Origin of the sequence: Paracoccus marcusii (assembly GCF_028621715.1) — a bacterium.
Taxonomy (GTDB): Bacteria; Pseudomonadota; Alphaproteobacteria; order Rhodobacterales; family Rhodobacteraceae; genus Paracoccus; species Paracoccus marcusii.
Genome location: NZ_CP117466.1, coordinates 2,318,373 through 2,343,312, shown reverse-complemented (window position 1 = coordinate 2,343,312; position 24,940 = coordinate 2,318,373). Strand labels below are relative to the sequence as shown.

The 24,940-nt window shown below is 67.2% G+C and carries 26 protein-coding genes; 14 read left to right on the top strand and 12 right to left on the bottom strand.

What is annotated here, in order from left to right; translation table 11 throughout:
- Positions 1-39: 39 nt before the first annotated feature.
- The 3 genes from PRL19_RS11560 to glyS are packed head-to-tail and all read left to right on the top strand — an operon-like array spanning position 40 to position 3,748.
- Complete coding sequence (locus tag PRL19_RS11560) at positions 40-963, top strand: glycine--tRNA ligase subunit alpha (protein ID WP_045999422.1); 924 nt, start codon at positions 40-42, stop codon at positions 961-963.
- Complete coding sequence (locus PRL19_RS11555; RefSeq protein WP_273743063.1) at positions 960-1,436, top strand: DUF6446 family protein; 477 nt, start codon at positions 960-962, stop codon at positions 1,434-1,436. Before PRL19_RS11560 ends, PRL19_RS11555 begins: the two co-directional genes overlap by 4 nt.
- Positions 1,436-3,748, top strand: a complete 2,313-nt coding sequence (gene glyS / locus PRL19_RS11550) for a glycine--tRNA ligase subunit beta (RefSeq protein ID WP_273743062.1) — start codon at positions 1,436-1,438, stop codon at positions 3,746-3,748. Before PRL19_RS11555 ends, glyS begins: the two co-directional genes overlap by 1 nt.
- 146 nt (positions 3,749-3,894) lie before the next feature.
- Here the strand turns inward: glyS and PRL19_RS11545 are convergent, their stop codons facing one another.
- The 12 genes from PRL19_RS11545 to PRL19_RS11490 form a co-directional block, all read right to left on the bottom strand.
- Entirely contained in the window at positions 3,895-4,674 is a 780-nt protein-coding gene (locus PRL19_RS11545; RefSeq protein ID WP_045999425.1) for a succinate dehydrogenase iron-sulfur subunit, read from the bottom strand.
- Positions 4,675-4,686: 12 nt separating this feature from the next.
- The gene (locus PRL19_RS11540; protein ID WP_273743061.1) at positions 4,687-5,511 is read right to left on the bottom strand and encodes a hypothetical protein; all 825 of its coding nucleotides are present in this window, start codon (positions 5,509-5,511) and stop codon (positions 4,687-4,689) included.
- Positions 5,508-5,822, bottom strand: a complete 315-nt coding sequence (locus PRL19_RS11535) for a hypothetical protein (protein WP_194885350.1) — start codon at positions 5,820-5,822, stop codon at positions 5,508-5,510. The genes PRL19_RS11540 and PRL19_RS11535 overlap by 4 nt, the downstream gene beginning before the upstream one ends.
- Positions 5,823-5,826: 4 nt before the next feature.
- Positions 5,827-6,195 (bottom strand): hypothetical protein, encoded by a 369-nt coding sequence (locus PRL19_RS11530; protein WP_052715122.1) that lies wholly within the window; start codon positions 6,193-6,195, stop codon positions 5,827-5,829.
- Entirely contained in the window at positions 6,195-7,997 is a 1,803-nt protein-coding gene (gene sdhA / locus PRL19_RS11525; protein ID WP_273743060.1) for a succinate dehydrogenase flavoprotein subunit, read from the bottom strand. Before sdhA ends, PRL19_RS11530 begins: the two co-directional genes overlap by 1 nt.
- Before the next feature lie 7 nt (positions 7,998-8,004).
- A complete protein-coding gene (locus PRL19_RS11520) occupies positions 8,005-8,394 on the bottom strand; it encodes a succinate dehydrogenase, hydrophobic membrane anchor protein (RefSeq protein WP_045999429.1) in 390 nt (129 codons plus the stop codon).
- Between the two features lie 7 nt (positions 8,395-8,401).
- Positions 8,402-8,794 carry a succinate dehydrogenase, cytochrome b556 subunit gene (gene sdhC, locus PRL19_RS11515; RefSeq protein WP_045999430.1) on the bottom strand — a complete coding sequence of 131 codons (393 nt, stop codon included), beginning with the start codon at positions 8,792-8,794 and terminating at the stop codon, positions 8,402-8,404.
- Between the two features lie 245 nt (positions 8,795-9,039).
- Positions 9,040-10,074 (bottom strand): MaoC family dehydratase, encoded by a 1,035-nt coding sequence (locus PRL19_RS11510; protein WP_273743059.1) that lies wholly within the window; start codon positions 10,072-10,074, stop codon positions 9,040-9,042.
- The gene (locus PRL19_RS11505) at positions 10,071-10,277 is read right to left on the bottom strand and encodes a DUF1737 domain-containing protein (protein ID WP_252930704.1); all 207 of its coding nucleotides are present in this window, start codon (positions 10,275-10,277) and stop codon (positions 10,071-10,073) included. The genes PRL19_RS11510 and PRL19_RS11505 overlap by 4 nt, the downstream gene beginning before the upstream one ends.
- Before the next feature lies 1 nt (position 10,278).
- Positions 10,279-10,830 (bottom strand): NnrU family protein, encoded by a 552-nt coding sequence (locus PRL19_RS11500; protein ID WP_273743058.1) that lies wholly within the window; start codon positions 10,828-10,830, stop codon positions 10,279-10,281.
- A 42-nt stretch (positions 10,831-10,872) separates the two neighbouring features.
- Positions 10,873-11,715 (bottom strand): HpcH/HpaI aldolase/citrate lyase family protein, encoded by an 843-nt coding sequence (locus PRL19_RS11495; protein ID WP_273743057.1) that lies wholly within the window; start codon positions 11,713-11,715, stop codon positions 10,873-10,875.
- Positions 11,716-11,797: 82 nt separating this feature from the next.
- Positions 11,798-12,538, bottom strand: a complete 741-nt coding sequence (locus PRL19_RS11490; protein ID WP_273744503.1) for a sulfite exporter TauE/SafE family protein — start codon at positions 12,536-12,538, stop codon at positions 11,798-11,800.
- 166 nt (positions 12,539-12,704) lie between these two features.
- On the opposite strand from PRL19_RS11490, the gene mdh reads away from it, so the two are divergent.
- From mdh to PRL19_RS11435, 11 genes are all read left to right on the top strand, one after another.
- Positions 12,705-13,667 carry a malate dehydrogenase gene (mdh, locus tag PRL19_RS11485; RefSeq protein ID WP_045999436.1) on the top strand — a complete coding sequence of 321 codons (963 nt, stop codon included), beginning with the start codon at positions 12,705-12,707 and terminating at the stop codon, positions 13,665-13,667.
- Positions 13,668-13,734: 67 nt separating this feature from the next.
- Positions 13,735-14,904 (top strand): hypothetical protein, encoded by a 1,170-nt coding sequence (locus tag PRL19_RS11480; RefSeq protein WP_273743056.1) that lies wholly within the window; start codon positions 13,735-13,737, stop codon positions 14,902-14,904.
- A 185-nt stretch (positions 14,905-15,089) separates the two neighbouring features.
- Positions 15,090-16,283 (top strand): ADP-forming succinate--CoA ligase subunit beta, encoded by a 1,194-nt coding sequence (sucC, locus tag PRL19_RS11475; RefSeq protein ID WP_127898268.1) that lies wholly within the window; start codon positions 15,090-15,092, stop codon positions 16,281-16,283.
- Positions 16,284-16,364: 81 nt separating this feature from the next.
- The gene (gene sucD / locus PRL19_RS11470; RefSeq protein WP_045999684.1) at positions 16,365-17,249 is read left to right on the top strand and encodes a succinate--CoA ligase subunit alpha; all 885 of its coding nucleotides are present in this window, start codon (positions 16,365-16,367) and stop codon (positions 17,247-17,249) included.
- A 65-nt stretch (positions 17,250-17,314) separates the two neighbouring features.
- Positions 17,315-17,695 (top strand): hypothetical protein, encoded by a 381-nt coding sequence (locus tag PRL19_RS11465; protein WP_045999438.1) that lies wholly within the window; start codon positions 17,315-17,317, stop codon positions 17,693-17,695.
- A 34-nt stretch (positions 17,696-17,729) separates the two neighbouring features.
- Positions 17,730-20,696, top strand: coding sequence for a 2-oxoglutarate dehydrogenase E1 component (locus PRL19_RS11460; RefSeq protein WP_045999439.1), 2,967 nt, complete (start codon positions 17,730-17,732; stop codon positions 20,694-20,696).
- Positions 20,697-20,700: 4 nt separating this feature from the next.
- Positions 20,701-22,218: a 2-oxoglutarate dehydrogenase complex dihydrolipoyllysine-residue succinyltransferase gene (odhB, locus tag PRL19_RS11455; protein WP_273743055.1), complete on the top strand. Its 1,518-nt coding sequence runs from the start codon at positions 20,701-20,703 to the stop codon at positions 22,216-22,218.
- 98 nt (positions 22,219-22,316) lie between these two features.
- On the top strand, positions 22,317-22,571 hold the full coding sequence (locus tag PRL19_RS11450; protein ID WP_273743054.1) for a hypothetical protein: 255 nt from the start codon (positions 22,317-22,319) through the stop codon (positions 22,569-22,571).
- Complete coding sequence (locus PRL19_RS11445) at positions 22,571-22,972, top strand: MAPEG family protein (RefSeq protein WP_273743053.1); 402 nt, start codon at positions 22,571-22,573, stop codon at positions 22,970-22,972. The genes PRL19_RS11450 and PRL19_RS11445 overlap by 1 nt, the downstream gene beginning before the upstream one ends.
- 62 nt (positions 22,973-23,034) lie before the next feature.
- Entirely contained in the window at positions 23,035-24,423 is a 1,389-nt protein-coding gene (lpdA, locus tag PRL19_RS11440; protein ID WP_252930712.1) for a dihydrolipoyl dehydrogenase, read from the top strand.
- The gene (locus PRL19_RS11435; RefSeq protein WP_273743052.1) at positions 24,416-24,937 is read left to right on the top strand and encodes a lytic transglycosylase domain-containing protein; all 522 of its coding nucleotides are present in this window, start codon (positions 24,416-24,418) and stop codon (positions 24,935-24,937) included. The genes lpdA and PRL19_RS11435 overlap by 8 nt, the downstream gene beginning before the upstream one ends.
- Positions 24,938-24,940: the final 3 nt, after the last annotated feature.

The window sequence follows — 24,940 nt, the reverse complement described above, 5'->3', positions numbered from 1 at the left end:
AGAAGACGCCTTGCCCGATCTACGCAAAAGGATGGCCCGATGACCAGCCCCAACCGACCCCGCAGTTTCCAGGAGATCATCTTGGCGCTGCAGACCTATTGGGCAGGCCAGGGCTGCGCCGTCCTGCAGCCCTATGACATGGAGGTGGGCGCCGGGACGTTCCACCCTGGGACCACGCTGCGCTCTCTTGGATCGCGGGCCTGGGCCGCGGCCTATGTCCAGCCGTCGCGCCGCCCCACCGATGGCCGGTACGGAGAGAACCCCAACCGCCTGCAGCACTACTATCAGTTCCAGGTCATCATCAAACCGTCGCCCCCCGACCTGCAGGAGCTGTATCTGGGCAGCCTGCGCGCCATCGGCCTGGACCCGATGGTCCATGACGTCCGCTTCGTCGAGGACGACTGGGAATCGCCTACGCTCGGCGCATGGGGCCTGGGCTGGGAGGTCTGGTGCGACGGCATGGAGGTCAGCCAGTTCACCTATTTCCAGCAGGTCGGCGGTCATGACTGCCGCCCCGTCTCCGGAGAGCTGACCTATGGCCTGGAACGCCTGGCCATGTACGTGCTGGGCGCGGAACACGTGATGGACATGCCCTTCAACGACCCGGACAGCCCGATCGCGCTGACCTATGGCGACATCTTCCGCCAGACCGAACAGGAATATTCGCGCTGGAACTTCGACCAGGCCGACACGGACATGCTGTTCCAGCATTTCAAGGACGCCGAGGCCGAGTGCGCCCGTATCCTGGCCGCCGACCGCACCGACGGCGCGGGCCGCACCATCCCGATGGCGCATCCCGCCTATGACCAGGCGATCAAGGCCAGCCACCTGTTCAACCTGCTGGACGCGCGCGGTGTGATCTCGGTCACGGAACGCCAGGCCTATATCGGCCGGGTTCGGGCGCTGGCCAAGGGCTGCGCCGACCTGTTCCTGACCACCGATGCGGCGGGGTCGCCCGCGTGAACTGGGGCAAGGTCGCGGCGCTGGCCCTGCTGGGCAGCACCATCGCCGCGGGCGCGGGCATGTGGTACGCGCAGGAATACCTGTACTATGACCCGATCGACCCGAACGGCCCCGATGCCGCCATCGCGGTGACCACCCCCGCCGGCGAACGACCCCTGACCCTGACCGGATTCGAGGGGATCGATGCCGACAGCAGCCCGCTGCGCTGGCGTGCCTGCGCCACGGTGGACGCGGTTCCCGCCGATGCCCTGCCCTTTGAGGGCGCCACGCCCCTGAACGCGCCCGGCTGGTTCGCCTGCTTCGACGCGGCGCGGATCGGCGGCGACCTGGAAAGCGGCGCCGCCCGCGCCGTGCTGTCGGTCAGCGAGATCCGCCCCGACGTGGACCGCGTGCTGGCCGTCTATCCCGACGGCCGCGTCTACGGCTGGCACCAATACAACGACAAGACCCCGGAACGCGGAGTGATGGACTGATGCCCGACCTGCTGATCGAGCTTTTCTCGGAGGAAATTCCCGCCCGCATGCAGGCCCGCGCGCGTGAGGACCTCAAGCGCCTGGTGACCGAAGGCCTGGTTCAGGCCGGCCTGACCTATGCCAGCGCCGGTGCCTTCAGCACGCCGCGCCGCCTGGCTCTGGCGGTCGAGGGCCTGACCGCCGCCAGCCCCACCACGCATGAGGACCGCAAAGGCCCCCGCACCGACGCCCCCGATGCCGCGCTGGAGGGGTTCCTGCGCTCCACCGGGCTGACCCGCGACCAGCTGCAGGCCCGCGACGACAAGAAGGGCCAGGTCTGGTACGCCACCGTCACCAAGCCCGGCCGCCCTGCCGCCGACATCGTGGCCGAAGTGCTGGAGACGACGATCCGCAATTTCCCTTGGCCCAAATCCATGCGGTGGGGGTCGGGCAGCCTGCGGTGGGTGCGCCCGCTGCATTCGATCCTGTGCATCCTGTCGGACGAGGCCGGCGCGACCGTCGTGCCGCTGACCGTCGACGGCATCGCGGCGGGCAACACCACCCGCGGCCACCGATTCATGGCGCCCGACGCGTTCACGGTCAGCGGCTTTGACGACTATGCCGCCAAGCTGCGCCGCGCCCGCGTGATGCTGGACACCCAGGAACGCGCCGCCGAGATACGGTCGCAGGCCGACAATCTGGCCTTTGCCCGCGGCTGGCAGATCGTCCCCGACGACGCCCTGCTGGCCGAGGTCGCGGGCCTGGTCGAATGGCCCGTGCCCCTGATGGGCGTGATCGAGGACCGCTTCCTGGCCCTGCCCCCCGAGGTGCTGCAGACCTCGATGAAGGAGCATCAGAAGTTCTTCTCGGCCCGCAATCCGTCAACGGGCCGGATCGAAGGGTTCGTGACCGTCGCCAACATCCAGACGCCCGACGACGGCGCGACGATCCTGGCCGGCAACCAGCGCGTCCTGGCCGCGCGCCTGTCGGACGCCGCCTTCTTCTGGGAAAACGACCTGCGCGAGGCGAAATCGGGCATGGCGACCTGGGCCGCGGGCCTGGCTTCGGTCACCTTCCACAACAAGCTCGGTTCGCAGGCCGACCGGATCGAACGCATCGCGGCCTTGGCTCGCGAGATCGCGCCCTTGGTCGGCGCCGATCCCGATCAGGCCGAACGCGCCGCGCGCCTGGCCAAGCTGGACCTGCGCTCGGCCATGGTCGGAGAGTTCCCCGAACTGCAGGGCACGATGGGCCGCTACTACGCGCTGGAGGCCGGCGAACCCGAGGCGGTCGCCGACGCCGCCCGCGACCACTATTCGCCCCTCGGTCCCTCCGACGCGGTCCCGACTGCGCCCGTCTCGGTCGCCGTGGCGCTGGCCGACAAGATCGATACCCTGACGGGGTTCTGGGCGATCGACGAAAAGCCGACGGGATCGAAGGATCCGTTTGCACTTCGGCGGGCTGCCTTGGGGGTGATCCGCCTGTTGCAGGCAGGGTCGATAGCGGCGCCGCTAATGCAAATCGCTGAACAGGCCGTGAAACGTTCGGTCAAGTCGGCTCTGCTTAACAGTGCGGTAGGGACAAAAGGCCTCGCAAAAACCACGGCACCGGACGGGCAGTCTATTGCAGCGGAGCAGCATTTCATCTTTCCTGCGGCAATTCGAGCGGGAGACATGGTTCTGGCCAGCAAAGCGGCAGAGCATGACGTTGATGCCGCTGTAGACGCAGGCGACTTCTACTTCACCGGCAGCAATGAGATTCAGCCGTTCCAAGATCAGGTGAAGGTGCTTCCCTATCGTGAAACTGCCAAAGATCTTCTCTCCTTCCTCCATGATCGACTGAAGGTATACCTGCGCGACCAAGGCATCCGTCACGACATCATCGAAGCCGTGCTGGCGCAGGAGGGCAATGACGACCTCGTCCGCGTGACCGCACGCGCCACCGCGCTGAATGCCATGCTGGCAACCGACGACGGCAGGAACCTGACCCAGGGCCTCAAGCGCGCGGGCAATATCCTGGCGCAGGCCGAGGAGAAGGACGGCGTCGAATACAGCTTCGGCGCCGACGTCAAGTTCGCCGAGACGGACCAGGAACGCGCCCTCTTCACTGCGTTGGACACCGCCGAACCGGCGATCCGCCACGCCATGGCCACGCAGGACTTCCCCGCAGCCATGACGGCCATCGCAGCCCTGCGCACGCCGATCGACGCGTTCTTCGAGGCCGTGCAGGTCAACACCGACAGCCAGATCGTCCGGCGCAACCGCCTGAACCTGCTGTCCCGCATCCGCGAAGCCGGTCGCCAGATCGCCGACTTCACCCGCATCGAAGGCTAAAGCCCCACCAAACGAAAACGGCCCGGAGATTGCTCTCCGGGCCGTCTTTGTATGTCCGCCCTGCCGCAGGGGAGCCCGAGGGGACGGCACGTCCCCTCGGCGGGGGGTGCGGGGGGTTGGCCCCCGCCCGCCGTCGCGGGACGCAGTCAGACCGCGCGTTCCACCATCATGTGCTTGATCGACGCGATGGCCTTGGCGGGGTTCAACCCCTTGGGGCAGGTGTTGGTGCAGTTCATGATCGTGTGGCAGCGATACAGCTTGAAGGGATCCTCAAGCTCGTCCAAACGCTCGCCCGTGGCCTCGTCGCGCGAGTCGATGATCCAGCGATAGGCGTGCAGCAGCGCGGCCGGCCCCAGGTACCGATCGCCGTTCCACCAGTACGACGGACAGGCCGTCGAACAGGAGGCGCACAGGATGCACTCGTACAATCCGTCCAGCTTCTTACGGTCCTCGATCGACTGCTTCCACTCCTTGCCGGGGGTCGGCGTCTTGGTCTGCAGATAGGGGTTCACCGACGCATGCTGTGCATAGAAATGCGTCAGGTCCGGCACCAGGTCTTTGACCACCGGCATGTGCGGCAACGGATAGATCGCCACGTCGCCCTTGACCTCGTCGATGCCGAAGATGCAGGCCAGCTTGTTGCCGCCGTCGATCACCATCGCGCAGGACCCGCAGATCCCCTCGCGGCAGGACCGGCGGAAGGACAGGGTCGGGTCGATCTCTGCCTTGATCTTGATCAGGGCGTCCAGCATCATCGGCCCGCACTTATCCAGATCGACGAAATACGTGTCCAGACGCGGATTCTCGCCAGTCTCGGGGTCCCACCGATAGATCTTGAACTTCTTGACGTTGGTTGCGCCCTCGGGCTTGGGCCAGGTCTTGCCGACGCGGATCTGACTGTTCTTGGGCAGGGTGAACTGGACCATGGGTAGCTCCTTTCAGAGAGTGCCTTCGGACGGCACATGGGCCGCAAACAGGGGTTGCGACCGGGCCACCAGATCGGCCACCCGGTCGCGGGCATGAGGGTTCAGCGCCAGCCCGTTCAGGCGGCGCAGGAATTCGGTGGCGCCGGGCGTCAGACGCTCCATCGCGCGGGAATCCAGCGGCGGCAATGCGTCCAAACGCGCGTCAGGGACGCCCGCCAGCGACAGCAGCTGGCGGCCGGGACGATCGGCGTCCGCCTCGTCCTCAAGCCGCAGCCGGGTAACGGGAACAGACGACAGCGCGCCGTTCAACCGCCGCAGCAGGTCGCCCCATCCGGGCAGTTCGGATGTCTGCGCGCGGAATTCGGGCAGCGTCAGGGCATAGCCGTCGGTGCGCACGGCCTGCGCCCAGACCGATGGAAGCCACGCCGTCATCCGACGGGTATAGACCACCACATGCGGGGCAAAGCCGCGATCGGCCGCGACCTGCACCAGCGTCGCCAGCATCGCGGGCAGCGCCGGGAACAGACGGGTCTCTCCGCCGTTGCCGGGCATCGCGCCGGCCAGATTCTCATGGGACAGGATCACCGGGCGGTCGTCGTCTGGCAGACCGTCCAGCACCGTCGCGAACGCCGCGACCAGCGTGGCGCGGTGATCATCGTCGGGTGCAAGGCTGCATGCGATGGCCGCACGTCCAAGCGGACGCATCGGCGTCCCTTCTTCGGGCGTGCGGATCACGACCGCGTCCGCCAGCGCCGGGGCCGAACGGCGCAGGAACCGCTGCAGGCTGGTGGTGCCGGTCTTCTGAACGCCGACATGCAGGAACAGCGGACGGCTCACCGCGTCCCCCGCCAGCCGGGCTGGTCGGCCAGCGCGCGCTCGGGCATCTGGCCCGACCGGCGCTGGACGCAGCGGTTGAAGACGTCGGACGGATCGCGGCCGCGGATGTAGTCGCTGCTGATCTCCAGCTCGACGCTGCCAAAGCCGCGCGTGCCCCCCGACCCCGAGCCGACGCCCATCGCGATGCTGCCGCGGGGACGTTCGGCCATTTCGGCGTCGCGCAGGCAGCTTCGTTCGGCCTGGTCCACCGGGACCGGACCGCAGGCCGCCACCACAGGCAGCAGACCCACGAAGATTGCCCGCGCGATCATCAGATCACGCCGTGCGCGCCGCGGCGGCGATGCACTGCGTCGTCGCCGGACGCGACACGATCGCGGCCACGCTGTCGGCGGTGCCGGTCACGCCCGAACGCGACATCTGCGCGATGTCGATCAGCTCGGCGGTCGAGGCGTTGTTGACCACGCAGTCGGTATAGGGCGTGACGTTGACGCCCGGCAGGCGGCGCTGCATTTCGCTGTCGACGACGTTGCGGGCGATCTGGCGCGACGCCGCGTCCAGCACGGTCGGCGCGGGCGCGACGCCGGGGGCGGTCGGCACGGCGGGGCCGGTCATGGGGACCGGGGCGACGCAGCCCGCCAGGGTGGCGGCGGCAATGCCGAAAGCGGCGATGAGATTGAAGCGCATCAGTAAACCCTTTTCTTCGGAGCGATCTTTTGCAGGTCGATCCCGCCTTCCTCGGCCGTGGTCAACGGCTCCAGGTGGACGGGGCGGTAGGCCAGTTTAACCTTGTTCCCATCGACCCAGGCAAGCGAATGCTTGCGCCAGTTGGCGTCATCCCGCTCAGGGTAATCCTCGTGCGCATGGGCGCCGCGGCTCTCCTTGCGGGCCTCGGCCGCGACGATCGTTGTCAGGGCGTTGGGCATCAGGTTGGTCAGCTCCAACGTTTCCATCAGGTCCGTGTTCCAGATCAATCCGCGATCGGTGACCTTGATGTCATCCATCTTGCCCGCGATGCCCTCCATCTTGACCACGCCCTCGGCCAGGGTCTTGTCGGTGCGGAAGACGGCGGCATCCAGCTGCATCGTGCGCTGCATCTGGTCGCGCAGCTCCGCGGTGGCCATCGTGCCGTTGGCATGGCGCAGCCCGTCGAAACGGTCCAGCGCGCGGTCGACCTCGGCCTTGTTGGTCGCGGGAACGGCACCGGCACGGTCAACGACCCCGCCGGCGCGGATCGCGGCGGCGCGGCCGAACACCACCAGGTCGATCAGGCTGTTCGACCCAAGACGGTTCGCACCATGCACAGACGCACAGCCAGCCTCGCCCACGGCCATCAGGCCGGGGAAGATCGCATCGGGATTTTCTTCCGTCGGTGCAAGGACTTCGCCCCAATAGTTCGTGGGAATTCCACCCATGTTGTAGTGAACTGTCGGCAGGACCGGGATCGGCGCGCGGGTCAGGTCGACACCGGCAAAGATCTTGGCGCTTTCGCTGATGCCGGGCAGGCGCAGGTCCAGCGTCTCCGGCGGCAGGTGCATCAGGTTCAGGAAGATGTGGTCCTTGTCGGGACCGACGCCGCGACCCTCGCGGATCTCCATCGTCATGCAGCGGCTGACGACGTCGCGGCTGGCCAGGTCCTTGTAGGTGGGCGCATAGCGCTCCATGAACCGCTCGCCTTCCGAGTTCGTCAGGTAACCGCCCTCGCCCCGCGCGCCTTCCGTGATCAGGCAGCCCGAGCCATAGATGCCGGTCGGATGGAACTGCACGAATTCCATGTCCTGCAGCGGCAGGCCCGCGCGGGCAACCATGCCGCCGCCGTCGCCGGTGCAGGTATGGGCGCTGGTCGCGCTGAAATAGGCACGGCCGTAGCCGCCGGTCGCCAGCACCACCATCTTGGCGTTGAAGACGTGCATCGTGCCGTCGTCCAGCTTCCAGCAGACGACGCCGGTGCAGCGGCCATCGGTGATGATCAGGTCCAGCGCGAAATATTCGATGAAGAACTCCGCGTTGTTCTTCAGCGACTGGCCGTACAGGGTGTGCAGGATGGCGTGGCCGGTGCGGTCGGCCGCGGCGCAGGTGCGCTGGACCGGGGGGCCTTCGCCGTATTCGGTGGTGTGACCGCCGAAGGGGCGCTGATAGATGCGCCCGTCCTCGGTCCGGCTGAACGGGACGCCGTAATGCTCCAGCTCGTAGACGGCCTTGGGGGCCTCGCGCGCCAGGTATTCCATGGCGTCGGTGTCGCCCAGCCAGTCCGACCCCTTGACGGTGTCGTACATGTGCCACTGCCAGCTGTCGGGGCCCATGTTGGACAGCGACGCGGCGATGCCGCCCTGGGCCGCAACGGTGTGCGAGCGCGTCGGAAAGACCTTGGTCACGCAGGCCGTGCGCAGCCCCTGTTCGGCCATGCCGAGCGTCGCGCGCAGACCCGCGCCGCCGGCCCCGACGACGACCACGTCATAGTCATGAACGATTGTTTCGTAAGCTGCCATGTCGTCCTCAGATCGCGGGAAGGGTGAAGGCCATCTTGGCCAGCGCAAAGATGGCGGCGGCGATCACGCCCCAGCCAAAGATCGCGATGGCGACCATCGTCAGTTGCTGGGCGGTGCCGTGGACATAGTCCGCGATCGCCCCGCCCTGAGAGCCCTTGATGAAATGGATCATGCCCACGATGACGAACAGCGCAGTGATGATGCCGGGAAAGGGTCGGCCGAAATGGGCCACGACCTGATCCTGGGGCAGGCCGATGGCGCCGCCCACGGCGATCAGGAACAAGGGCGTCAGCACGATCAGTGCATAGCTGCTCATCGTGATGTTCCAGTGATGCGCGGTGCCGGCGCGGGCAGAGCCCAGACCCTGGGCGGCCTTGCGGGGGGTGATGTAACGCATGATGCCCTCAGCCGATGAAGAAGATGATCAGGCTCAGCACGGTCAGCGCGACCGAACCGATGATGATGGCCCAGGAGCCGCGCTTGGCCTCGTCGATCTCGAGGCCCAGGCCGTTGTCGTAGAACAGGTGGCGCACGCCCGACAGCGCGTGGAACCACAGCGCCCAGGTCGAGCCGGTCATGATCAGGAAGCCCAGCCAGGACCGCAGGACCCAATCGGCCGTCGCGAAGGCGCCGGGGCTGCTGACCGCGGCGACCAGCCACCAGACCAGCAGCAGGATGCCCGCCGACAGTGCGTGGCCGGTGATGCGCGTCAGGATCGAGGTGACCGCGGGGATCGGCAGGCGATAGACCTGAAGATGGGGGGAAAGGGGCCGGTTGCCCCGGTTCACGTCGGCCATCGGCGGCCCTCCTTTGTCGGTTCAGCTTGTCCCGTCGCAGGGGCCCGGAAGGGACCGGGCTGGCCGCGCGGGCTGGCGATTGGTGCCGTTCTTGACGCTACAGATGCCATCTGTCATCCGCAGATACCACCCCGCGCGCGCAAATGACGCGGAAATGGGGCTTTGTGATCACAGGCACGGCGGCTGTGATCACAGGTTTCCCGCCGTTAGCGGTGGACATCGAAACGTTGCGACTCGACGCGCCGTCACACCGGCATCAGCGCCCAATAGTCCAGATCCAGCAGCACGTCCGGCAGGTACCTGCCCTGATCGTCGCGCAGGATGCCGGCCGGTGCGCCGTTCCGCGTCGCGACCAGCCGCAGGCGGATCGCGCCGACGCCCGGCGCATCCGTCGGCGCACGGTCCAGCACCTGGGACCAGGCGCGCACCGTATCGCCGGCAAAGCATGGATTGGCATGCGCGCCGGCATTCAGCGCCACGATCATCTGCGCGTTGGCCAGCCCGTTGAATGACAGCGCGCGCGCCAGGCTGATGACATGGCCGCCATAGATCAGCCGCCGCCCGTCGGGACGATGCGTGGCGTCGAAATGCACCTTGGCCGTGTTCTGCCACAGGCGGGTGGCCAGCATGTGCTCGGCCTCCTCGATGGTGACGGCGTCGACATGGTCGATGACCTCGCCCACGGCATAATCGCCCCACCGGTGCGGTTCCCCTGCCAGATCAAAGTCGTATTCGGCAAAGCTCAACCCTTCCGGCACGATCAGGTCGGCTGGATCGACGCTGTCGGCCAGATCGGGAACCACCGCCTCGGGCGCGGGGGACTGGGGGTCGCGCTTGCGGACCATGACCCACCGGACATAGTCCAGCACGACCTCCTCGACCTGGTTCAGGCCCTGGGTCCGCACCCAGACCACGCCCGACTGGCCGTTGGAGTTCTGCCGCAGGCCGATCACCTGGCTTTCGGCGCGCAGCGTGTCGCCGGGCCAGACCGGCCGCAGCCAGCGCCCCTGGGCGTATCCCAGATTGGCCACCGCGTTCAGGCTGACATCGGGCACCGTCTTGCCAAAGACCGTGTGGAAGGCCAGCAGATCGTCCAGCGGGCTGCCGTCCAGACCACAGGTGATCGCGAATTCGTCCGACGAATACAGCGCATGCCGCGCCGGATACAGCGCGTGGTACAGCGCCCGTTCGCCTTCCGCCACGGTGCGGGGCACGGCGTGGCGGATGGTCTGGTCGACGGTGTAATCCTCGAAGAACCGGCCGGGATTGGTCTTGGTCATTGCTGTCCCAGCTTCATGTCGGGGTGGTATTCGGCCTCGATCTCCTTGGTGACGGCCTGCCCCATGCGCATCACGCCCTTGATCGGGTCATGGGCCATGGACGGGCCGCCGTGCAACGACCAGCCCTTGGACAGGGCCTCGCTGACGCGGTGGCAGAACTTGGACGTGTCGTCGTCGGTGATGCAGCGATAGATCAGGGGCATGTCAGGCTCCTCCGAAGGGCCAGGGGCCGATCCAGCCGTGGATCAGGCCGATCACGATCATGACGATGACGGCGCCGACGGCGGCCATCGCCTCCTTGCGGGCGGGGAAGGGTCCGATCGGGCGGACCCAGGGGCTGGCGCGGTTGATCGCCACCATCTCGACGAAGGACCAGGCCAAGAGGCCTCCGAACAGGATGAAGGACGGCGTGTCGCCGTTCACCAGCAGATGCGCGCCTGCCCACAGGGCAAAGCCCCACAGCATCGGATGGCGGGTCATCGCGGTCACGCGGGTCTTCATGCCGCTGGCCGCGAACAGATAGAGGGCCACCAGGACCAGCAGGTTGTTGATTCCCACCAGCGCCGGGTTCGGCCCCCAGAAGAACGCGCCCTCGGCCCCGCGATAGCCGATGACCATCAGGATGATCGACAGGACCAACAGGCCCGTGACCATGCCCTTGCCCCGCTCGCCCATCGAGGCGCGGCTGGCGGGGGCCACCCGCTTGTAGAGATGCGCCGCCCACCACAGGGCCACGCCTAGGATCAGGATCAGCATCTGGCTTTCCTCTTGCTGGAGCTTGTGGCGCGCAGACTGCCCTTATTGCGCCATGGCCGCAATCGCCTGTGCACGGTCCAGCGTCTGGCGCGCGGTGGCGACGTGCAGGTTCTCGACGATGCGGCCATCGACGACGGCCACACCCTGCCCCTGCGCGGTGGCTGCATCAAAGGCCTCGATCTGGCGGCGGGCCAGGGCGACCTCCGCCTCGGTGGGCGCGAAGGCGGCGTTGGCGATCTCCAGCTGGGCGGGGTGGATCAGGGTCTTGCCGTCGAACCCCATGTCACGGCCCTGCTCGCATTCGGCACGCAGGCCGTCCTCGTCCTTGAAGGCGTTGAAGACGCCGTCCACGATCACGACCCCCTCCGCCTTGGCGGCCAGCAGGCACAGGCCCAGCCCCGCCATCATCGGCAGGCGGTCGGCGCGAAAGCGGCTGCCCAGATCCTTGGCCAGGTCGTTCGTGCCCATCACCATCCCCGCCAGCCGCGGATGCGCCGCGATGCCGGCGGCGTTCAGCATGCCCAGGGGCGTCTCCATCATCGCCCAGAGCGGCGTGTCGGGGATCAGCGCGGCCACGCGGTCCAGATCGTCCTGGCCGTCCACCTTGGGGACCAGCACCGCATCGATGTCCAGCCCCGCGCAGGCGCGGGCGTCGTCCGCGCCCCATGCCGTGGACAGCGCATTGATGCGCACGATCCGCGCGCGGGGGCCGTAATCCTGGGTCAGGGCCTGGGCCAGCGCATCGCGCGCGGTGGCCTTGGCATCGGGGGCCACGGCATCCTCGAGGTCAAAGATGATCGCGTCGGCGGCAAGGCCGCGGGCCTTTTCCATCGCACGGGCATTGGCGGCGGGAATATACAGAACCGAGCGGTAGGGACGAGCCATGAGAAACCTCCGGGCAACAATGTTGCGCCTTGGTGCCGCGTTGCGCCATATATGGCAAGCGGAAAATGCCGCACTGCGGCGATCAGCCCGCCAGCCCCTGCCAGATCAGCCGCAGCGACACCGCCAGAAGGCCCCAGGTGATCAGCCGATAGAACAGTGCGGGCGGAATGATCCGCACCAGCCGCAGCCCTACCCAGACCGCCGCCAGCGACACCGGCATCAGCACCGCCGCCGTGGCAAGGTTCGCAGGCGACAGTTGACCGAGCGCGGCATAGGGGATCAGCTTGACCCAGTTGCCGATGGCAAAGAACCAGGTCGTCGTGCCCGCATAGATCAGCGGCGACAGACGCAGGGGCTGGGCATAGACCTGCCACAGCGGCGCGCCCGCATGGCTGACGAAGCTGGTGTAACCCGCAAGCCCGCCCCAGATGGTGGCCGCCCTGCCCCGCGCGGGCCGGGGCACGGCGTCCAGTGCCGGTCGGATCAGCGCGTTCAGCGCGAATCCCAACCCGATGACCGCCACGATCAGCGTGACGCCCCGCACCGGCACGACGCTGGCCGTCGCCCAGCCCACCGCGATTCCCGCCATCGCCCCGGGCAGCGCCAGCAGCAGCACGCGCCGGTCCAGGTTGCGGCGGAACGCGATCAGCCCGCCCACGTCGGACACCACGTAGATCGGCAGCAGCAGCCCCGCCGCCTGCACCGGCGACATCACCAGCGACATCAGGGGCACGCTGATGATGCCCACCATCGCCAGCCCGCCCTTGGACAGGCCCACGGCGATCGCCGCGATCACGGCCAGCGCCCAGCCCGCGCCCGACAATTCCAGCATGGGCCTCTCCCTGCACGACGTGCAATCTGTGGCCCGTGGCGGGGATGAAGACAAGTGTTAGCACAACCATGCCACCCGGCCGTGGGACCGTCTTGCGATTCCTTGCGCGACCGCTTACCCCTGCCGCAACTTTTCACCACCCAATCGGAGGTTATCCATGGCCCGACCCAAAATCGCACTGATCGGTGCGGGGCAGATCGGCGGCACGCTGGCGCATCTGGCCGCGATGAAGGAACTGGGCGACGTCGTCCTGTTCGACATCTCGGAAGGCACGCCGCAGGGCAAGGCGCTGGACATCGCGCAATCGGGCCCGTCCGAGGGATTCGACGCCCGCATGAAGGGCGCCAACGATTACGCCGACATCGCCGGCGCCGACGTCTGCATCGTGACCGCGGGCGTTCCGCGCAAGCCGGGCATGAGCCGCGACGACCTCTTGGGCATCAACCTCAAGGTCATGAAATCCGTGGGCGAGGGCATCGCCAAGCACGCCCCCGACGCCTTCGTGATCTGCATCACCAACCCGCTGGACGCGATGGTCTGGGCGCTGCGCGAGTTCAGCGGCCTGCCCCACAACAAGGTCTGCGGCATGGCCGGCGTGTTGGATTCGGCGCGCTTCCGGCACTTCCTGTCGCTGGAGTTCAACGTGTCGATGCGTGACGTGACGGCCTTCGTGCTGGGCGGCCATGGCGACACGATGGTGCCGCTGACCCGATACTCCACCGTGGCGGGCATCCCGCTGCCCGACCTGGTCAAGATGGGCTGGACTACGCAGGAGAAACTGGACGGCATCGTCCAGCGCACCCGCGACGGCGGCGCCGAGATCGTGGGCCTGCTGAAGACCGGCAGCGCGTTCTATGCCCCCGCGACCAGCGCCATCGAGATGGCCGAGGCGTACCTGAAGGACCAGAAGCGCGTCCTGCCCTGCGCGGCGCATGTGGACGGTGCCTATGGCCTGAAGGGCATGTATGTCGGCGTGCCGACCGTGATCGGCGCCGGCGGCGTGGAAAAGATCATCGACATCAAGCTGGACCGCGACGAACAGGCGATGATGGACAAGTCGATCGAGGCCGTGAAGGGTCTGGTCGAGGCCTGCAAGGGCATCGATTCCTCGCTGGCCTGATCTTCGCTTGCGAAATCCCGGAACGGCGCGCCATGATCGGCGCGTCGTTTCCCGTTCCAGGTGTGCCATGCGCTGTCTTCTTGCCGTCCTGTCGCTGCTTGCCACGCCCGCCCTGGCGCAGGAGACGTCGGCCCTGATCGCGGAACGGGGCCTGTCGGGCGCACGGACGCAGCTGCTGGCGCAGGCGCCCTCGGCCGACCGCGACCTGGCCATCGCCGCGACACGGTTCCTGGGCGGGGTCGAGGCCGCGTTCCAGGCCCGCCACCGGATCGGTGCGACGGACCCGCTGGTGCCCCTGCCGCTGCTAGGGGCGACGCTGCCGCCGAACCCCGATCCGCAACCGATGACGGCCGATTTCGTCACCGCGATGATGCGCGACCTGTCGCAGGCCATGCGGGACACCCGCGACGCCCTGCCCGACGGCCCGGCGACGCTGACCTTGGACCTGCGCGACCTGTGGCTGGACGTCGACGGCGACGGCACGCGGAACCCGGCCGAGGATCTGGCGGCGCTGTCGGGTCTGCCTTTGCCCGAAGGCCCGGCTGTGGTGCGGTTCGACGCCGTCGACATCCATTGGCTGCGTGCCTATACGCATCTGATCGACGGGGTGGCGACGCTGATCCTGGCCTTCGATCCCGAACCCGCGCTGGCGCAGCGGATCGCGCTGGATGCGGCGCTGGCCGAACAGTTTGCCCAACCGCCCGGCCAGATGGCCCGCGCACCCAATTTCGACATGCAGGCCCGCGCCTTCGGCCCGATGGTGGACAGGGTGGCGGTGGTGATCCAGACGCTGCGCCGCCAGCCCGACCCTGCGCTGACCCGCGCCGCGGGGGATCATCTGCGGGCGATGGTCGCCGCCAACCGCGTCTTCTGGACCGAGGTCGCGCAGGAGACCGACGACGACCGCGAATGGATTCCCAACGATGCCCAGCAGGCGGCGCTTGGCTTTGTCCTGCCGCCTGAGACGGGGTCGATGTGGCTGGCGATCCTGGACGAGGTCGACCAGGTACTGACCGGCCGGATGCTGATCCCCTTCTGGCGCTTTGCCCCCGGACATGGGGTCGACCTGGCGATGTGGCTGGACGATCCACGCCCGGTCGATGTGGCGGACTGGGTCCAGGGCACCGCCGCCCTGCCCTATGCCCGCCCCGGCCTGACCGTCGGGCGCGACAACTGGGACCGGTTCCTGAACGGCTTTCAGGGCCGGGCGGGGCTTTACATGCTGCTGCTGAACTGACCGCGGCGCGCGAATCAACCTGCTTGCGCTATCGGCGCGGATGTTTGTGATCACGGCAAATCTGGCTGTGATCACATTCGGCGGCTTCCCGCCGGTTTTCGGCATTTTACGGGGAATTCGTTTCTGTGTGCCCTTCATGCGTGGCACAAGGCCCCAAATCTGTCGAACCGAATGAGGGGGTCGAGATGAACATCCACGAATACCAGGCCAAGGCGCTGCTGCGTCAATACGGCGCGCCCGTCAGCGAAGGCCGCATCGTGATGAAGGCCGACGAGGCCAAGACTTGCGCCAGCGAGATGGACGGTCCGCTGTGGGTCGTCAAGGCGCAGATCCACGCCGGTGGCCGTGGCAAGGGCCATTTCACCGAGGCTGCGGCCGGTGAGAAGGGCGGCGTCCGCCTGGCCAAGTCGGTCGAGGAAGCCGAGGAGCTGACCCGCCAGATGCTGGGCCGCACGCTGGTCACGCACCAGACCGGACCGGCCGGCAAGCAGGTCAACCGCATCTATATCGAGGACGGCAGCGACATCGCGCGCGAGCTGTACCTGGCCCTGCTGGTGGACCGCCAGACCTCGCGCGTCAGCTTCGTCGCCTCGACCGAGGGCGGCATGGACATCGAGGAAGTGGCCGAGCACACCCCCGAGAAGATCGTCAGCTTCAGCGTCGATCCGGCGTCGGGCCTGTCGGATTTCCATGGCCGCCGCGTGGCCTTTGCCCTGGGCCTGGAAGGCCAGCAGGTCAAGCAGTGCGTGGCCCTGGTTAAGAACCTGTATCGCATGTTCATCGAGAAGGACATGGAGATGCTGGAGATCAACCCGCTGATCGTCACGCCCGAAGGCCAGATCAAGTGCCTGGACGCCAAGATGGGCTTTGACAACAACGCGCTCTATCGCCAGCCCGACATCATGGCGCTGCGCGACGAGACCGAGGAGGACAGCAAGGAGCTGGCCGCCTCCAAGTTCGACCTGAACTACATCGCGCTGGACGGCGAGATCGGCTGCATGGTGAACGGCGCAGGCCTGGCGATGGCCACGATGGACATCATCAAGCTGTTCGGCGCCGAGCCCGCCAACTTCCTGGACGTCGGCGGCGGCGCCACGACCGAGAAGGTCACCGAGGCGTTCAAGATCATCACCAGCGACCCGAACGTCAAAGGCATCCTGGTCAACATCTTCGGCGGCATCATGCGCTGCGACATCATCGCGGAGGGCATCATCGCCGCCGTGAAGGAAGTCGGTCTGCAGGTCCCGCTGGTCGTCCGCCTGGAAGGCACGAACGTCGAGCTGGGCAAGGAGATCATTGCCAACAGCGGCCTGAACGTGATCGCCGCCGACGACCTCAAGGACGGCGCCGAGAAGATCGTGAAAGCGGTCAAGGGCTGATCCATCCGGGCGCGCGGGTCACGCGCGTCCTCCTCTGGAACATCGCGGTGCGTCTGGCGCCGCTTACGCAAGGAGGCCATGATGGCCGTTCTCGTCGACAAGAATACCAAAGTCATCTGCCAGGGGATCACCGGATCCCAGGGCACCTTCCACACCGAACAGGCGATCGCCTATGGCACGCAGATGGTCGGTGGCGTGACGCCGGGCAAGGGCGGCACGGATCACCTGGGCATGCCCGTCTTCAACTCGGTCCACGAGGCCGTGGCCAAGACCGGCGCCAATGCGTCCGTGATCTATGTCCCGCCCCCGTTCGCGGCGGATTCGATCCTGGAAGCCATCGACGCGCAGATCCCGCTGATCGTCTGCATCACCGAAGGCATCCCGGTGCTAGACATGATGCGCGTCAAGCGCGCGCTGGCCGGATCGCAGTCGCGCCTGATCGGGCCGAACTGCCCCGGCATCATGACCCCCGACGAATGCAAGATCGGCATCATGCCGGGCAGCATCTTCCGCCGCGGGTCGGTGGGCGTCGTGTCGCGTTCGGGCACCCTGACCTATGAGGCGGTCAAGCAGACCTCGGACGTGGGCCTGGGCCAGTCCTCGGCGGTCGGCATCGGCGGCGACCCGATCAAGGGCATGGAGCATATCGACGTGCTGCAGATGTTCTTGGACGACCCCGAGACCGAGTCGATCATCATGATCGGCGAGATCGGCGGATCGGCCGAGGAAGAGGCCGCCGAGTTCCTGGCCGAGCAGAAGCGCAAGGGCAAGTGGAAGCCCACCGCGGGCTTCATCGCGGGCCGCACCGCGCCTCCGGGCCGTCGCATGGGCCATGCCGGCGCGATCGTGTCGGGCGGCAAGGGCGACGCGGAATCCAAGATCGAAGCCATGAAGAAGGCCGGCATCATCGTCGCCGACAGCCCCGCGGGCCTGGGCGAGGCCGTGCTGAAGGCGATCAAGGGTTGATGATTTGACAGTCCGCCCCCCGGTACCCACCTGTTGGGGGGCGGATTGACGCAAAGGGAAAGACCGTGGACCAGCAGGCAGGCCATCACGACATGACAGCATCCGCACCCCGCGCGGGCCGGTGGCTGTCGCTTGTGGCGCTGCTGGGCCTTGCGGGCTGCGGGGACAGGATGACCAACGACATCCTGCCCGGCGGCATCCCGGCGCGCACCAATCTGCACCAGGCCAGCGGCCTGCCGCCGGAATCGGTGCGCACCGTCTCACGGCGGGATTTCGGGTGGCGGGTGATCTATCGCCCCGCCTATGCCCCGCCGAATGCCGAAAGCCGCACCGCCGTCGCGCTGTGCGGCCTTGAACGTCGGGCCCCGCTGCGGATCCAGCAGCAGCCCCGGCTTGACCCGACCGCCGATCCCGGCGCCCGCATCTTCGACATCTACTGCGCCTGATCCAACCCATATTTGCCCTGAACGGGGACCAGCCATGACCGACCAGCCAAAGAACACCGATTTCCACGATTCCTCGTTCCTGCAGGGCCATAACGCGGCCTATGTGGAACAGTTGTACGGCCAGTGGGCCAAGGACGCAGGCGCGGTGGACGAAGCCTGGGACAGCTTCTTCCGCTCGCTTGGCGACGATCAGGACGTGGCCGTCCGCGAATCCGAGGGTGCAAGCTGGAAGCGCGCCGACTGGCCGCCGGTCCCCCAGGATGACACCACCAGCGCCCTGACCGGCGAATGGCCCTCCGCGTCCAAAGGCGACGCCGACGCCGCGATCAAGAAGATCGCCGCCAAGGCCGAGGAAAAGGGCCTGAAGCTGTCGACCGACCAGATGCGTCAGGCCGTGCTGGACAGCATCCGCGCGCTGATGTTGATCCGCGCCTTCCGCATCCGCGGACACCTGCACGCGCAGCTGGACCCCCTGGGCCTGCGCGAAGTGCCCGATCATGGCGAGCTGAAGCCCTCGACCTACGGCTTCGGTCCCGGCGACATGGACCGTCCGATCTTCATCGACAACGTCCTGGGCCTGGAGATCGCGTCGATCCGCCAGATCACCGACCTGATGACCCGTACCTATTGCGGCACGTTCGCGCTGCAGTACATGCACATTTCGAACCCCGAGGAAGCCGCCTGGCTGAAGGAGCGGATCGAGGGTTACGGCAAGGAGATCGCCTTCACCCGCGAAGGCCGCCGCGCCATCCTGAACAAGCTGGTCGAAGCCGAGGGCTTCGAGAAGTTCCTGCACGTCAAGTACATGGGCACCAAGCGCTTCGGCCTGGACGGCGGCGAGGCGCTGATCCCCGCGATGGAGCAGATCATCAAGCGCGGCGGTGCGCTTGGCGTGAAGGAGATCGTGTTCGGCATGCCGCACCGCGGCCGCCTGTCGGTCCTGGCCAACGTGCTGTCAAAGCCCTATCGCGCGATCTTCCACGAGTTCCAGGGCGGCAGCTTCAAGCCCGAGGATGTGGACGGTTCGGGCGACGTGAAATACCACCTGGGCGCCAGCGCCGACCGTGAATTCGACGGCAACAATGTCCACCTGTCGCTGACCGCCAACCCCAGCCACCTGGAGGCCGTGAACCCGGTCGTGCTGGGCAAGGCGCGCGCCAAGGGCGACCAGCTGGGCGACCTGACGGACCGCAGCTCGGTCCTGCCGATCCTGCTGCACGGCGACGCGGCCTTTGCGGGCCAGGGCGTCGTGGCCGAATGCCTGCAGCTGTCGGGCATCCGCGGTCACCGCACGGGCGGCTGCATCCACATCGTGGTGAACAACCAGATCGGCTTTACCACCGCGCCGGCGTTCAGCCGCACCTCGCCCTATCCGACCGACATCGCGCTGATGGTCGAGGCGCCGATCTTCCACGTGAACGGCGACGACCCCGAGGCCGTGGTCCATGCCGCCCGCGTGGCCATCGAGTTCCGCCAGAAGTTCCGCAAGGACGTCGTTCTGGACATCATCTGCTATCGCCGCTTCGGTCACAACGAAGGCGACGAGCCGATGTTCACGAACCCGGCGATGTACACCAAGATCAAGGCGCAGAAGACCACGCTGCAGCTGTACACCGAACGCCTGGTCGCCGACGGGCTGATCCCCGAGGGCGAGATCGAGGACATGAAGGCCGCCTTCCAGGCGCACCTGAACGAAGAGTTCGAGATCGGCAAGAACTACAAGCCGAACAAGGCCGACTGGCTGGACGGCAAGTGGTCGGGCCTGAACCGCGAGGGCACGGACTATATCGCAGGCGAGACCGGCATCACCCCCGAGGTGATGACCCAGGTCGGCCGTGCGCTGACCAACGCGCCGGATGGTCTGACCCTGCACAAGACCGTGGGCCGCCTGCTGGAAGCCAAGAAGCAGATGTTCGAGACGGGCGAAGGCTTTGACTGGGCCACGGCCGAAGCGCTGGCCTTCGGTTCGTTGGTGACCGAGGGGCATGGCGTGCGCCTGTCCGGTCAGGACAGCACCCGCGGCACGTTCAGCCAGCGGCATTCGGCCTTCATCGACCAGAAGTCCGAGGACCGTTACTATCCGCTGAACAACATCGCCGAGGGTCAGGCCCGCTATGAGGTCATCGACAGCATGCTGTCGGAATACGCGGTGCTGGGTTTCGAATACGGCTATTCGCTGGCCGAACCCAACACGCTGACCCTGTGGGAGGCACAGTTCGGCGATTTCGCCAACGGTGCGCAGATCATGTTCGATCAGTTCATCTCCTCGGGCGAGAAGAAATGGCTGCGCATGTCCGGCCTGGTGATGCTGCTGCCGCACGGCTTCGAGGGCCAGGGCCCCGAGCACAGCTCGGCCCGCCTGGAGCGGTTCCTGCAGCAATGTGCCGAGGACAACTGGATCGTCGCGAACTGCACCACACCCGCGAACTACTTCCACATCCTGCGCCGGCAGATCCACCGCGGCTTCCGCAAGCCGCTGGTCCTGATGACGCCGAAATCGCTGCTGCGCCACCCGCTGGCCATCAGCCGCGCCGAAGAGTTCCAGTCGGGTTCGACCTTCCACCGCGTGCTGTGGGACGACGCGCAGCGCGGCCGTTCGGACACCAAGCTGGTGGCCGACGACCAGATCAAGCGCGTCGTGGTGTGTTCGGGCAAGGTCTATTACGACCTGCTGAAGGCGCGCGACGAGGCCGGCATCACCGACACCTACCTGCTGCGCCTGGAGCAGTTCTATCCGTTCCCGGCACAGTCGATGGTCAAGGAACTGGGCCGCTTCAAGCAGGCCGAGGTCGTGTGGTGCCAGGAAGAGCCCAAGAACCAGGGCGGCTGGAGCTTCGTCGAGCCCTATCTGGAATGGGTGCTGGAGCGGCTTGGCGCCAAGCACACCCGCGCGCGCTATGCGGGCCGGAACGCCGCGGCCTCGGTCGCCACGGGCCTGGCATCGCGCCACAAGGCCGAACAAGAGGCGCTGGTCGCCAACGCCCTGAACCTTGAAGGATGATCCGATGACCACCGAAGTCCGCGTGCCCGCCTTGGGCGAATCCGTCACCGAGGCCACCATCGCCACCTGGTTCAAGAAGCCCGGAGACCGCGTCGAGGTCGACGAGATGCTGTGCGAGCTGGAGACCGACAAGGTCACCGTCGAGGTGCCCAGCCCCGCCGCCGGCACCCTGGCCGAGATCGTCGCCGCCGAAGGCGAGACGGTCGGGCCCGACGCGCTGCTGGCCCAGATCAGCGAGGGTGGCGAAGCCGCCGCCCCCGCCCCGAAACCTGCCAAGGCCGAAGCACCGGCCGAAAAGACCGAGGAACAGAAGACAATGAGCGGCAATTCCGTGGACGTGATGGTCCCGTCCCTGGGCGAAAGCGTGACCGAGGCGACCGTCGCCACCTGGTTCAAGAAGCCGGGCGACCGCGTCGAGGCCGACGAGATGCTGTGCGAGCTGGAGACCGACAAGGTCTCGGTCGAGGTCCCGGCCCCCGCCGCGGGTGTCCTGGCCGAGATCCTGGCCGAGGAAGGCGCGACCGTCGACGCCAAGGCGCGCTTGGCGATCATCACCGAGGGTGCCGCCGGCACCGCCGCGCCCAAGGCGTCGGATGCGCAAGAGACCGTCCTGCCGAATGCCGGCCCCGAGGAGACCAAGCCGCGCGACGTCGAGGATGCACCCTCGGCCAAGAAAGCCATGGCTGAGAAGGGCGTCACCCGCGACCAGGTCCAGGGTTCGGGCCGCGACGGCCGCGTGATGAAGGAGGACGTGGCCAAGGCCAAGGCGGCCCCCTCGCCCGCCGCGAAGGCCCCCGCCGCCCCCCGCCCGGCCGAGGATGCCGCGCGTGAGGAGCGGGTCAAGATGACCCGCCTGCGCCAGACCATCGCCCGCCGCCTGAAGGACGCGCAGAACACCGCTGCGATGCTGACGACCTATAACGAGGTCGACATGTCCGCGATCATGGGCCTGCGCAACGAGTACAAGGACGCCTTCGAGAAGAAGCACAAGGTCAAGCTGGGCTTCATGTCCTTCTTCGTGAAGGCCTGCTGCCACGCGCTGAAGGAGGTCCCAGAGGTCAATGCCGAGATCGACGGCACCGACGTGGTCTACAAGAACTACGTCAACATGGGCGTCGCGGTGGGCACGCCGTCGGGCCTGGTCGTGCCGGTCGTGCGCGACGCCGACCAGAAGGGCTTTGCCGCGATCGAGAAGGAGATCGGCGAGCTGGGCCTGAAGGGCCGCGACGGCAAGCTGTCCATGGCCGAGATGCAGGGCGGCACCTTCACCATCTCGAACGGTGGCGTCTACGGCTCGCTGATGTCGTCGCCGATCCTGAACCCCCCGCAGTCGGGCATCTTGGGCATGCACAAGATCCAGGAGCGTCCCGTGGTCGTCGGCGGTCAGATCGTCATCCGCCCCATGATGTATCTGGCGCTGTCCTATGACCACCGGATCGTCGACGGCAAGGGCGCGGTGACCTTCCTGGTCCGCGTCAAGGAAGCGCTGGAAGATCCGCGCCGCCTGCTGATGGATCTGTGATCCCGCCGGGGGCCCTTCGGGGCCCCTCTCGCACCACGGGCTTGCGCTGCCGCCGGCGCAGGACCAAAGCTGGGGCGTCACGAACCGGAGCCTGACCCATGCAACTGATCGTCCGCTACACCCATGCCGACCCTGCCACGTTCCGCACGGCCTTCGACGCCGATGCCGAGGATCGGGGCCGCAACGGCCTGACGCTGCTGCAACTGTGGCGCGAGGATGACGGTCATTCCTGGGGGCTGTTCCAGGTCGGCAACCCAAAGGCCGCCCGCGATTACCTGGACGGCGCGGCGGCGGTCTTCGCGGCCCAGGCCGGCGTCACCGCCACCGACGCGCATTTCGTGGAAACCGTCTGATGCCCCCCGAGGTCGCCGCCCTGGCCGTCGCCGGCCTGATCCAGACCGCGCAATTCGCGACCTATTCCGTGATGGCGCAGCGCCAGGTCGGCCGCCGCGCCGCCATGAGCCCGCGCGACGGCGGCAAGGTCGAGTTGACCGGGACGGCTGGCCGCCTGCAACGTGCCTTCAACAACCATTTCGAAGGCCTGATCATGTTCACCCTGGCGGTGGTCGTGGTCACGCTTGGAGACGCATCCGGCACGCTGACCGCGATCTGCGCCTGGACCTATGTGGCCGCGCGCATCCTCTATATTCCCGCCTATGTGCGGGGCTGGGTGCCGGGCCGCTCGATCATCTGGGTCGTCGGCTTTGCGGCGACGGTGCTGATGATTCTCATTGCCCTGATTTCTTGTTTGTAAAAATACCCCGCGGGGCCCGGGGGCGCGAAGCCCCCGGCCGCGGTCTGACAAAAGGAACTGCCATGTATGATCTCATCGTGATCGGCGCCGGCCCCGGCGGCTATGTCTGCGCCATCCGCGCGGCGCAGCTGGGCCTGAAGGTCGGCGTGGTCGAGGGCCGCGAGGCTCTTGGCGGAACCTGCCTGAACGTCGGCTGCATCCCCTCCAAGGCCCTGCTGCATGCCAGCCACATGCTGCACGAGGCGCATGAGAACTTCGAGAAGATGGGCCTCATGAACGCCCATGTCGACGTCGACTGGACCAAGATGCAGTCCTACAAGGCCGACACGGTCCAGGGGAACACCAAGGGCATCGAATTCCTGTTCAAGAAGAACAAGATAGACTGGATCAAGGGCTGGGCCTCGATCCCCGAAGCTGGCAAGGTCAAGGTCGGCGACACCGTCCACGAGACGAAGAACATCGTCATCGCCACCGGATCGTCCCCCGCCGCGCTGAAGGGCGTGACGGTCGACAACGACGCGGGCGTGATCGTCGATTCCACCGGCGCGCTGGCCCTGCCCAAGATCCCGAAATCCATGGTCGTGATTGGCGCAGGCGTCATCGGTCTGGAATTGGGTTCGGTCTATGCCCGCCTCGGCGCCGAGGTGACGGTGGTCGAATACCTGGACGTCATCACCCCCGGCATGGACGGCGAGGTGCAGAAACAGTTCCAGAAGATGCTGTCAAAGCAGGGCCTGTCCTTCGTCATGGGCGCCGCCGTGCAGTCGGCCGAGGCCAAGGACGGCCAGGCCACCGTTACCTATGCGCTGAAAAAGGATGACAGCACCCATAGCCTGACCGCCGACGTGGTCCTGGTCGCCACGGGCCGCCGTCCGCATGTGGAGGGCCTGGGCCTCGACGCGCTTGGCGTGACCATGACCGATCGCGGCTTCGTCAAGGTCGACGACCACTGGGCGACCAGCATCAAGGGCGTCTATGCCATCGGCGACGCGGTACCCGGCCCGATGCTGGCCCACAAGGCCGAGGACGAGGGCATGGCGGTGGCCGAGGTCATCGCGGGCAAGCATGGCCATGTGAACTATGGCGTCATCCCCGGCGTGATCTACACCACCCCCGAGGTCGCCAATGTCGGCCTGACCGAGGAGCAGGCCAAGGAAGGCGGGCGCAAGGTCAAGATCGGCAAGTTCCCCTTCATGGGCAATGCCCGCGCCAAGGCGCAGTTCCTGGGCGAGGGCTTCGTCAAGCTGATCGCCGACGCCGAGACCGACCGCATCCTGGGCTGCCACATCATCGGCCCATCGGCGGGCGACCTGATCCACGAGGTCTGCGTGGCGATGGAATTCGGCGCCTCGGCAGAGGATCTGGCCCTGACCTGCCACGCGCATCCGACCGTGTCGGAAGCCGTGCGCGAGGCGGCGCTGGCCTGTGGCGGCGGCGCCATTCATGCCTGACGCGGGTATGGTGGCGGGGGCCCTGCCCCCGCGGCCTGCGGCCCATCTGGGTCGGCGCGGGCTGCTGATCTCGATCCTGGCGCTGGCCGCGTGCGGCGGTGGCGGGGTCCGGTCCGGCAGCAACCGGCGGATCGGCGGTTCGGGCCTCTACCCGAACGAGACGCCCTATCTGCGCCAGCGCATCAACTTCTGGGCACGCCATTACGACGTGCCCAGTTCGCTGGTCCAACGGGTGATCCTGCGCGAATCCAGCCACCGTCCCGACATGCGGAACGGCCCCTATCACGGGCTGATGCAGATCGCGCCGCAGACGGCGCGCACGATGGGCTATCGTGGGCCGGATCGTGGTCTGCTGGATGCCGACACGAACCTACGCTATGGCGTGAAGTACCTGCGCGGCGCCTGGATGGTGGCCGAGGGCGACCCCGACCGTGCCGTCATGTGGTATTCGCGCGGCTATTACTACGAGGCCAAGCGCAAGGGCCTGCTGAAGCGGACCGGCCTCAGCGGCTGAGGA

Coding starts and splice junctions, on each gene's coding strand:
- PRL19_RS11460 (WP_045999439.1), top strand. CDS start 17,730: ATGACCGACCAGCCAAAGAACACCGATTTCCACGATTCCTCGTTCCTG.
- PRL19_RS11450 (WP_273743054.1), top strand. CDS start 22,317: ATGCAACTGATCGTCCGCTACACCCATGCCGACCCTGCCACGTTCCGC.
- PRL19_RS11445 (WP_273743053.1), top strand. CDS start 22,571: ATGCCCCCCGAGGTCGCCGCCCTGGCCGTCGCCGGCCTGATCCAGACC.
- PRL19_RS11500 (WP_273743058.1), bottom strand. CDS start 10,830: ATGCTGATCCTGATCCTAGGCGTGGCCCTGTGGTGGGCGGCGCATCTC.
- glyS (WP_273743062.1), top strand. CDS start 1,436: ATGCCCGACCTGCTGATCGAGCTTTTCTCGGAGGAAATTCCCGCCCGC.
- sdhA (WP_273743060.1), bottom strand. CDS start 7,997: ATGGCAGCTTACGAAACAATCGTTCATGACTATGACGTGGTCGTCGTC.
- sucD (WP_045999684.1), top strand. CDS start 16,365: ATGGCCGTTCTCGTCGACAAGAATACCAAAGTCATCTGCCAGGGGATC.
- PRL19_RS11520 (WP_045999429.1), bottom strand. CDS start 8,394: ATGCGTTACATCACCCCCCGCAAGGCCGCCCAGGGTCTGGGCTCTGCC.
- odhB (WP_273743055.1), top strand. CDS start 20,701: ATGACCACCGAAGTCCGCGTGCCCGCCTTGGGCGAATCCGTCACCGAG.
- lpdA (WP_252930712.1), top strand. CDS start 23,035: ATGTATGATCTCATCGTGATCGGCGCCGGCCCCGGCGGCTATGTCTGC.
- PRL19_RS11535 (WP_194885350.1), bottom strand. CDS start 5,822: ATGATCGCGCGGGCAATCTTCGTGGGTCTGCTGCCTGTGGTGGCGGCC.
- PRL19_RS11480 (WP_273743056.1), top strand. CDS start 13,735: ATGCGCTGTCTTCTTGCCGTCCTGTCGCTGCTTGCCACGCCCGCCCTG.
- PRL19_RS11530 (WP_052715122.1), bottom strand. CDS start 6,195: ATGCGCTTCAATCTCATCGCCGCTTTCGGCATTGCCGCCGCCACCCTG.
- PRL19_RS11560 (WP_045999422.1), top strand. CDS start 40: ATGACCAGCCCCAACCGACCCCGCAGTTTCCAGGAGATCATCTTGGCG.
- sdhC (WP_045999430.1), bottom strand. CDS start 8,794: ATGGCCGACGTGAACCGGGGCAACCGGCCCCTTTCCCCCCATCTTCAG.
- PRL19_RS11495 (WP_273743057.1), bottom strand. CDS start 11,715: ATGGCTCGTCCCTACCGCTCGGTTCTGTATATTCCCGCCGCCAATGCC.
- mdh (WP_045999436.1), top strand. CDS start 12,705: ATGGCCCGACCCAAAATCGCACTGATCGGTGCGGGGCAGATCGGCGGC.
- PRL19_RS11510 (WP_273743059.1), bottom strand. CDS start 10,074: ATGACCAAGACCAATCCCGGCCGGTTCTTCGAGGATTACACCGTCGAC.
- PRL19_RS11435 (WP_273743052.1), top strand. CDS start 24,416: ATGCCTGACGCGGGTATGGTGGCGGGGGCCCTGCCCCCGCGGCCTGCG.
- sucC (WP_127898268.1), top strand. CDS start 15,090: ATGAACATCCACGAATACCAGGCCAAGGCGCTGCTGCGTCAATACGGC.
- PRL19_RS11545 (WP_045999425.1), bottom strand. CDS start 4,674: ATGGTCCAGTTCACCCTGCCCAAGAACAGTCAGATCCGCGTCGGCAAG.
- PRL19_RS11505 (WP_252930704.1), bottom strand. CDS start 10,277: ATGCCCCTGATCTATCGCTGCATCACCGACGACGACACGTCCAAGTTC.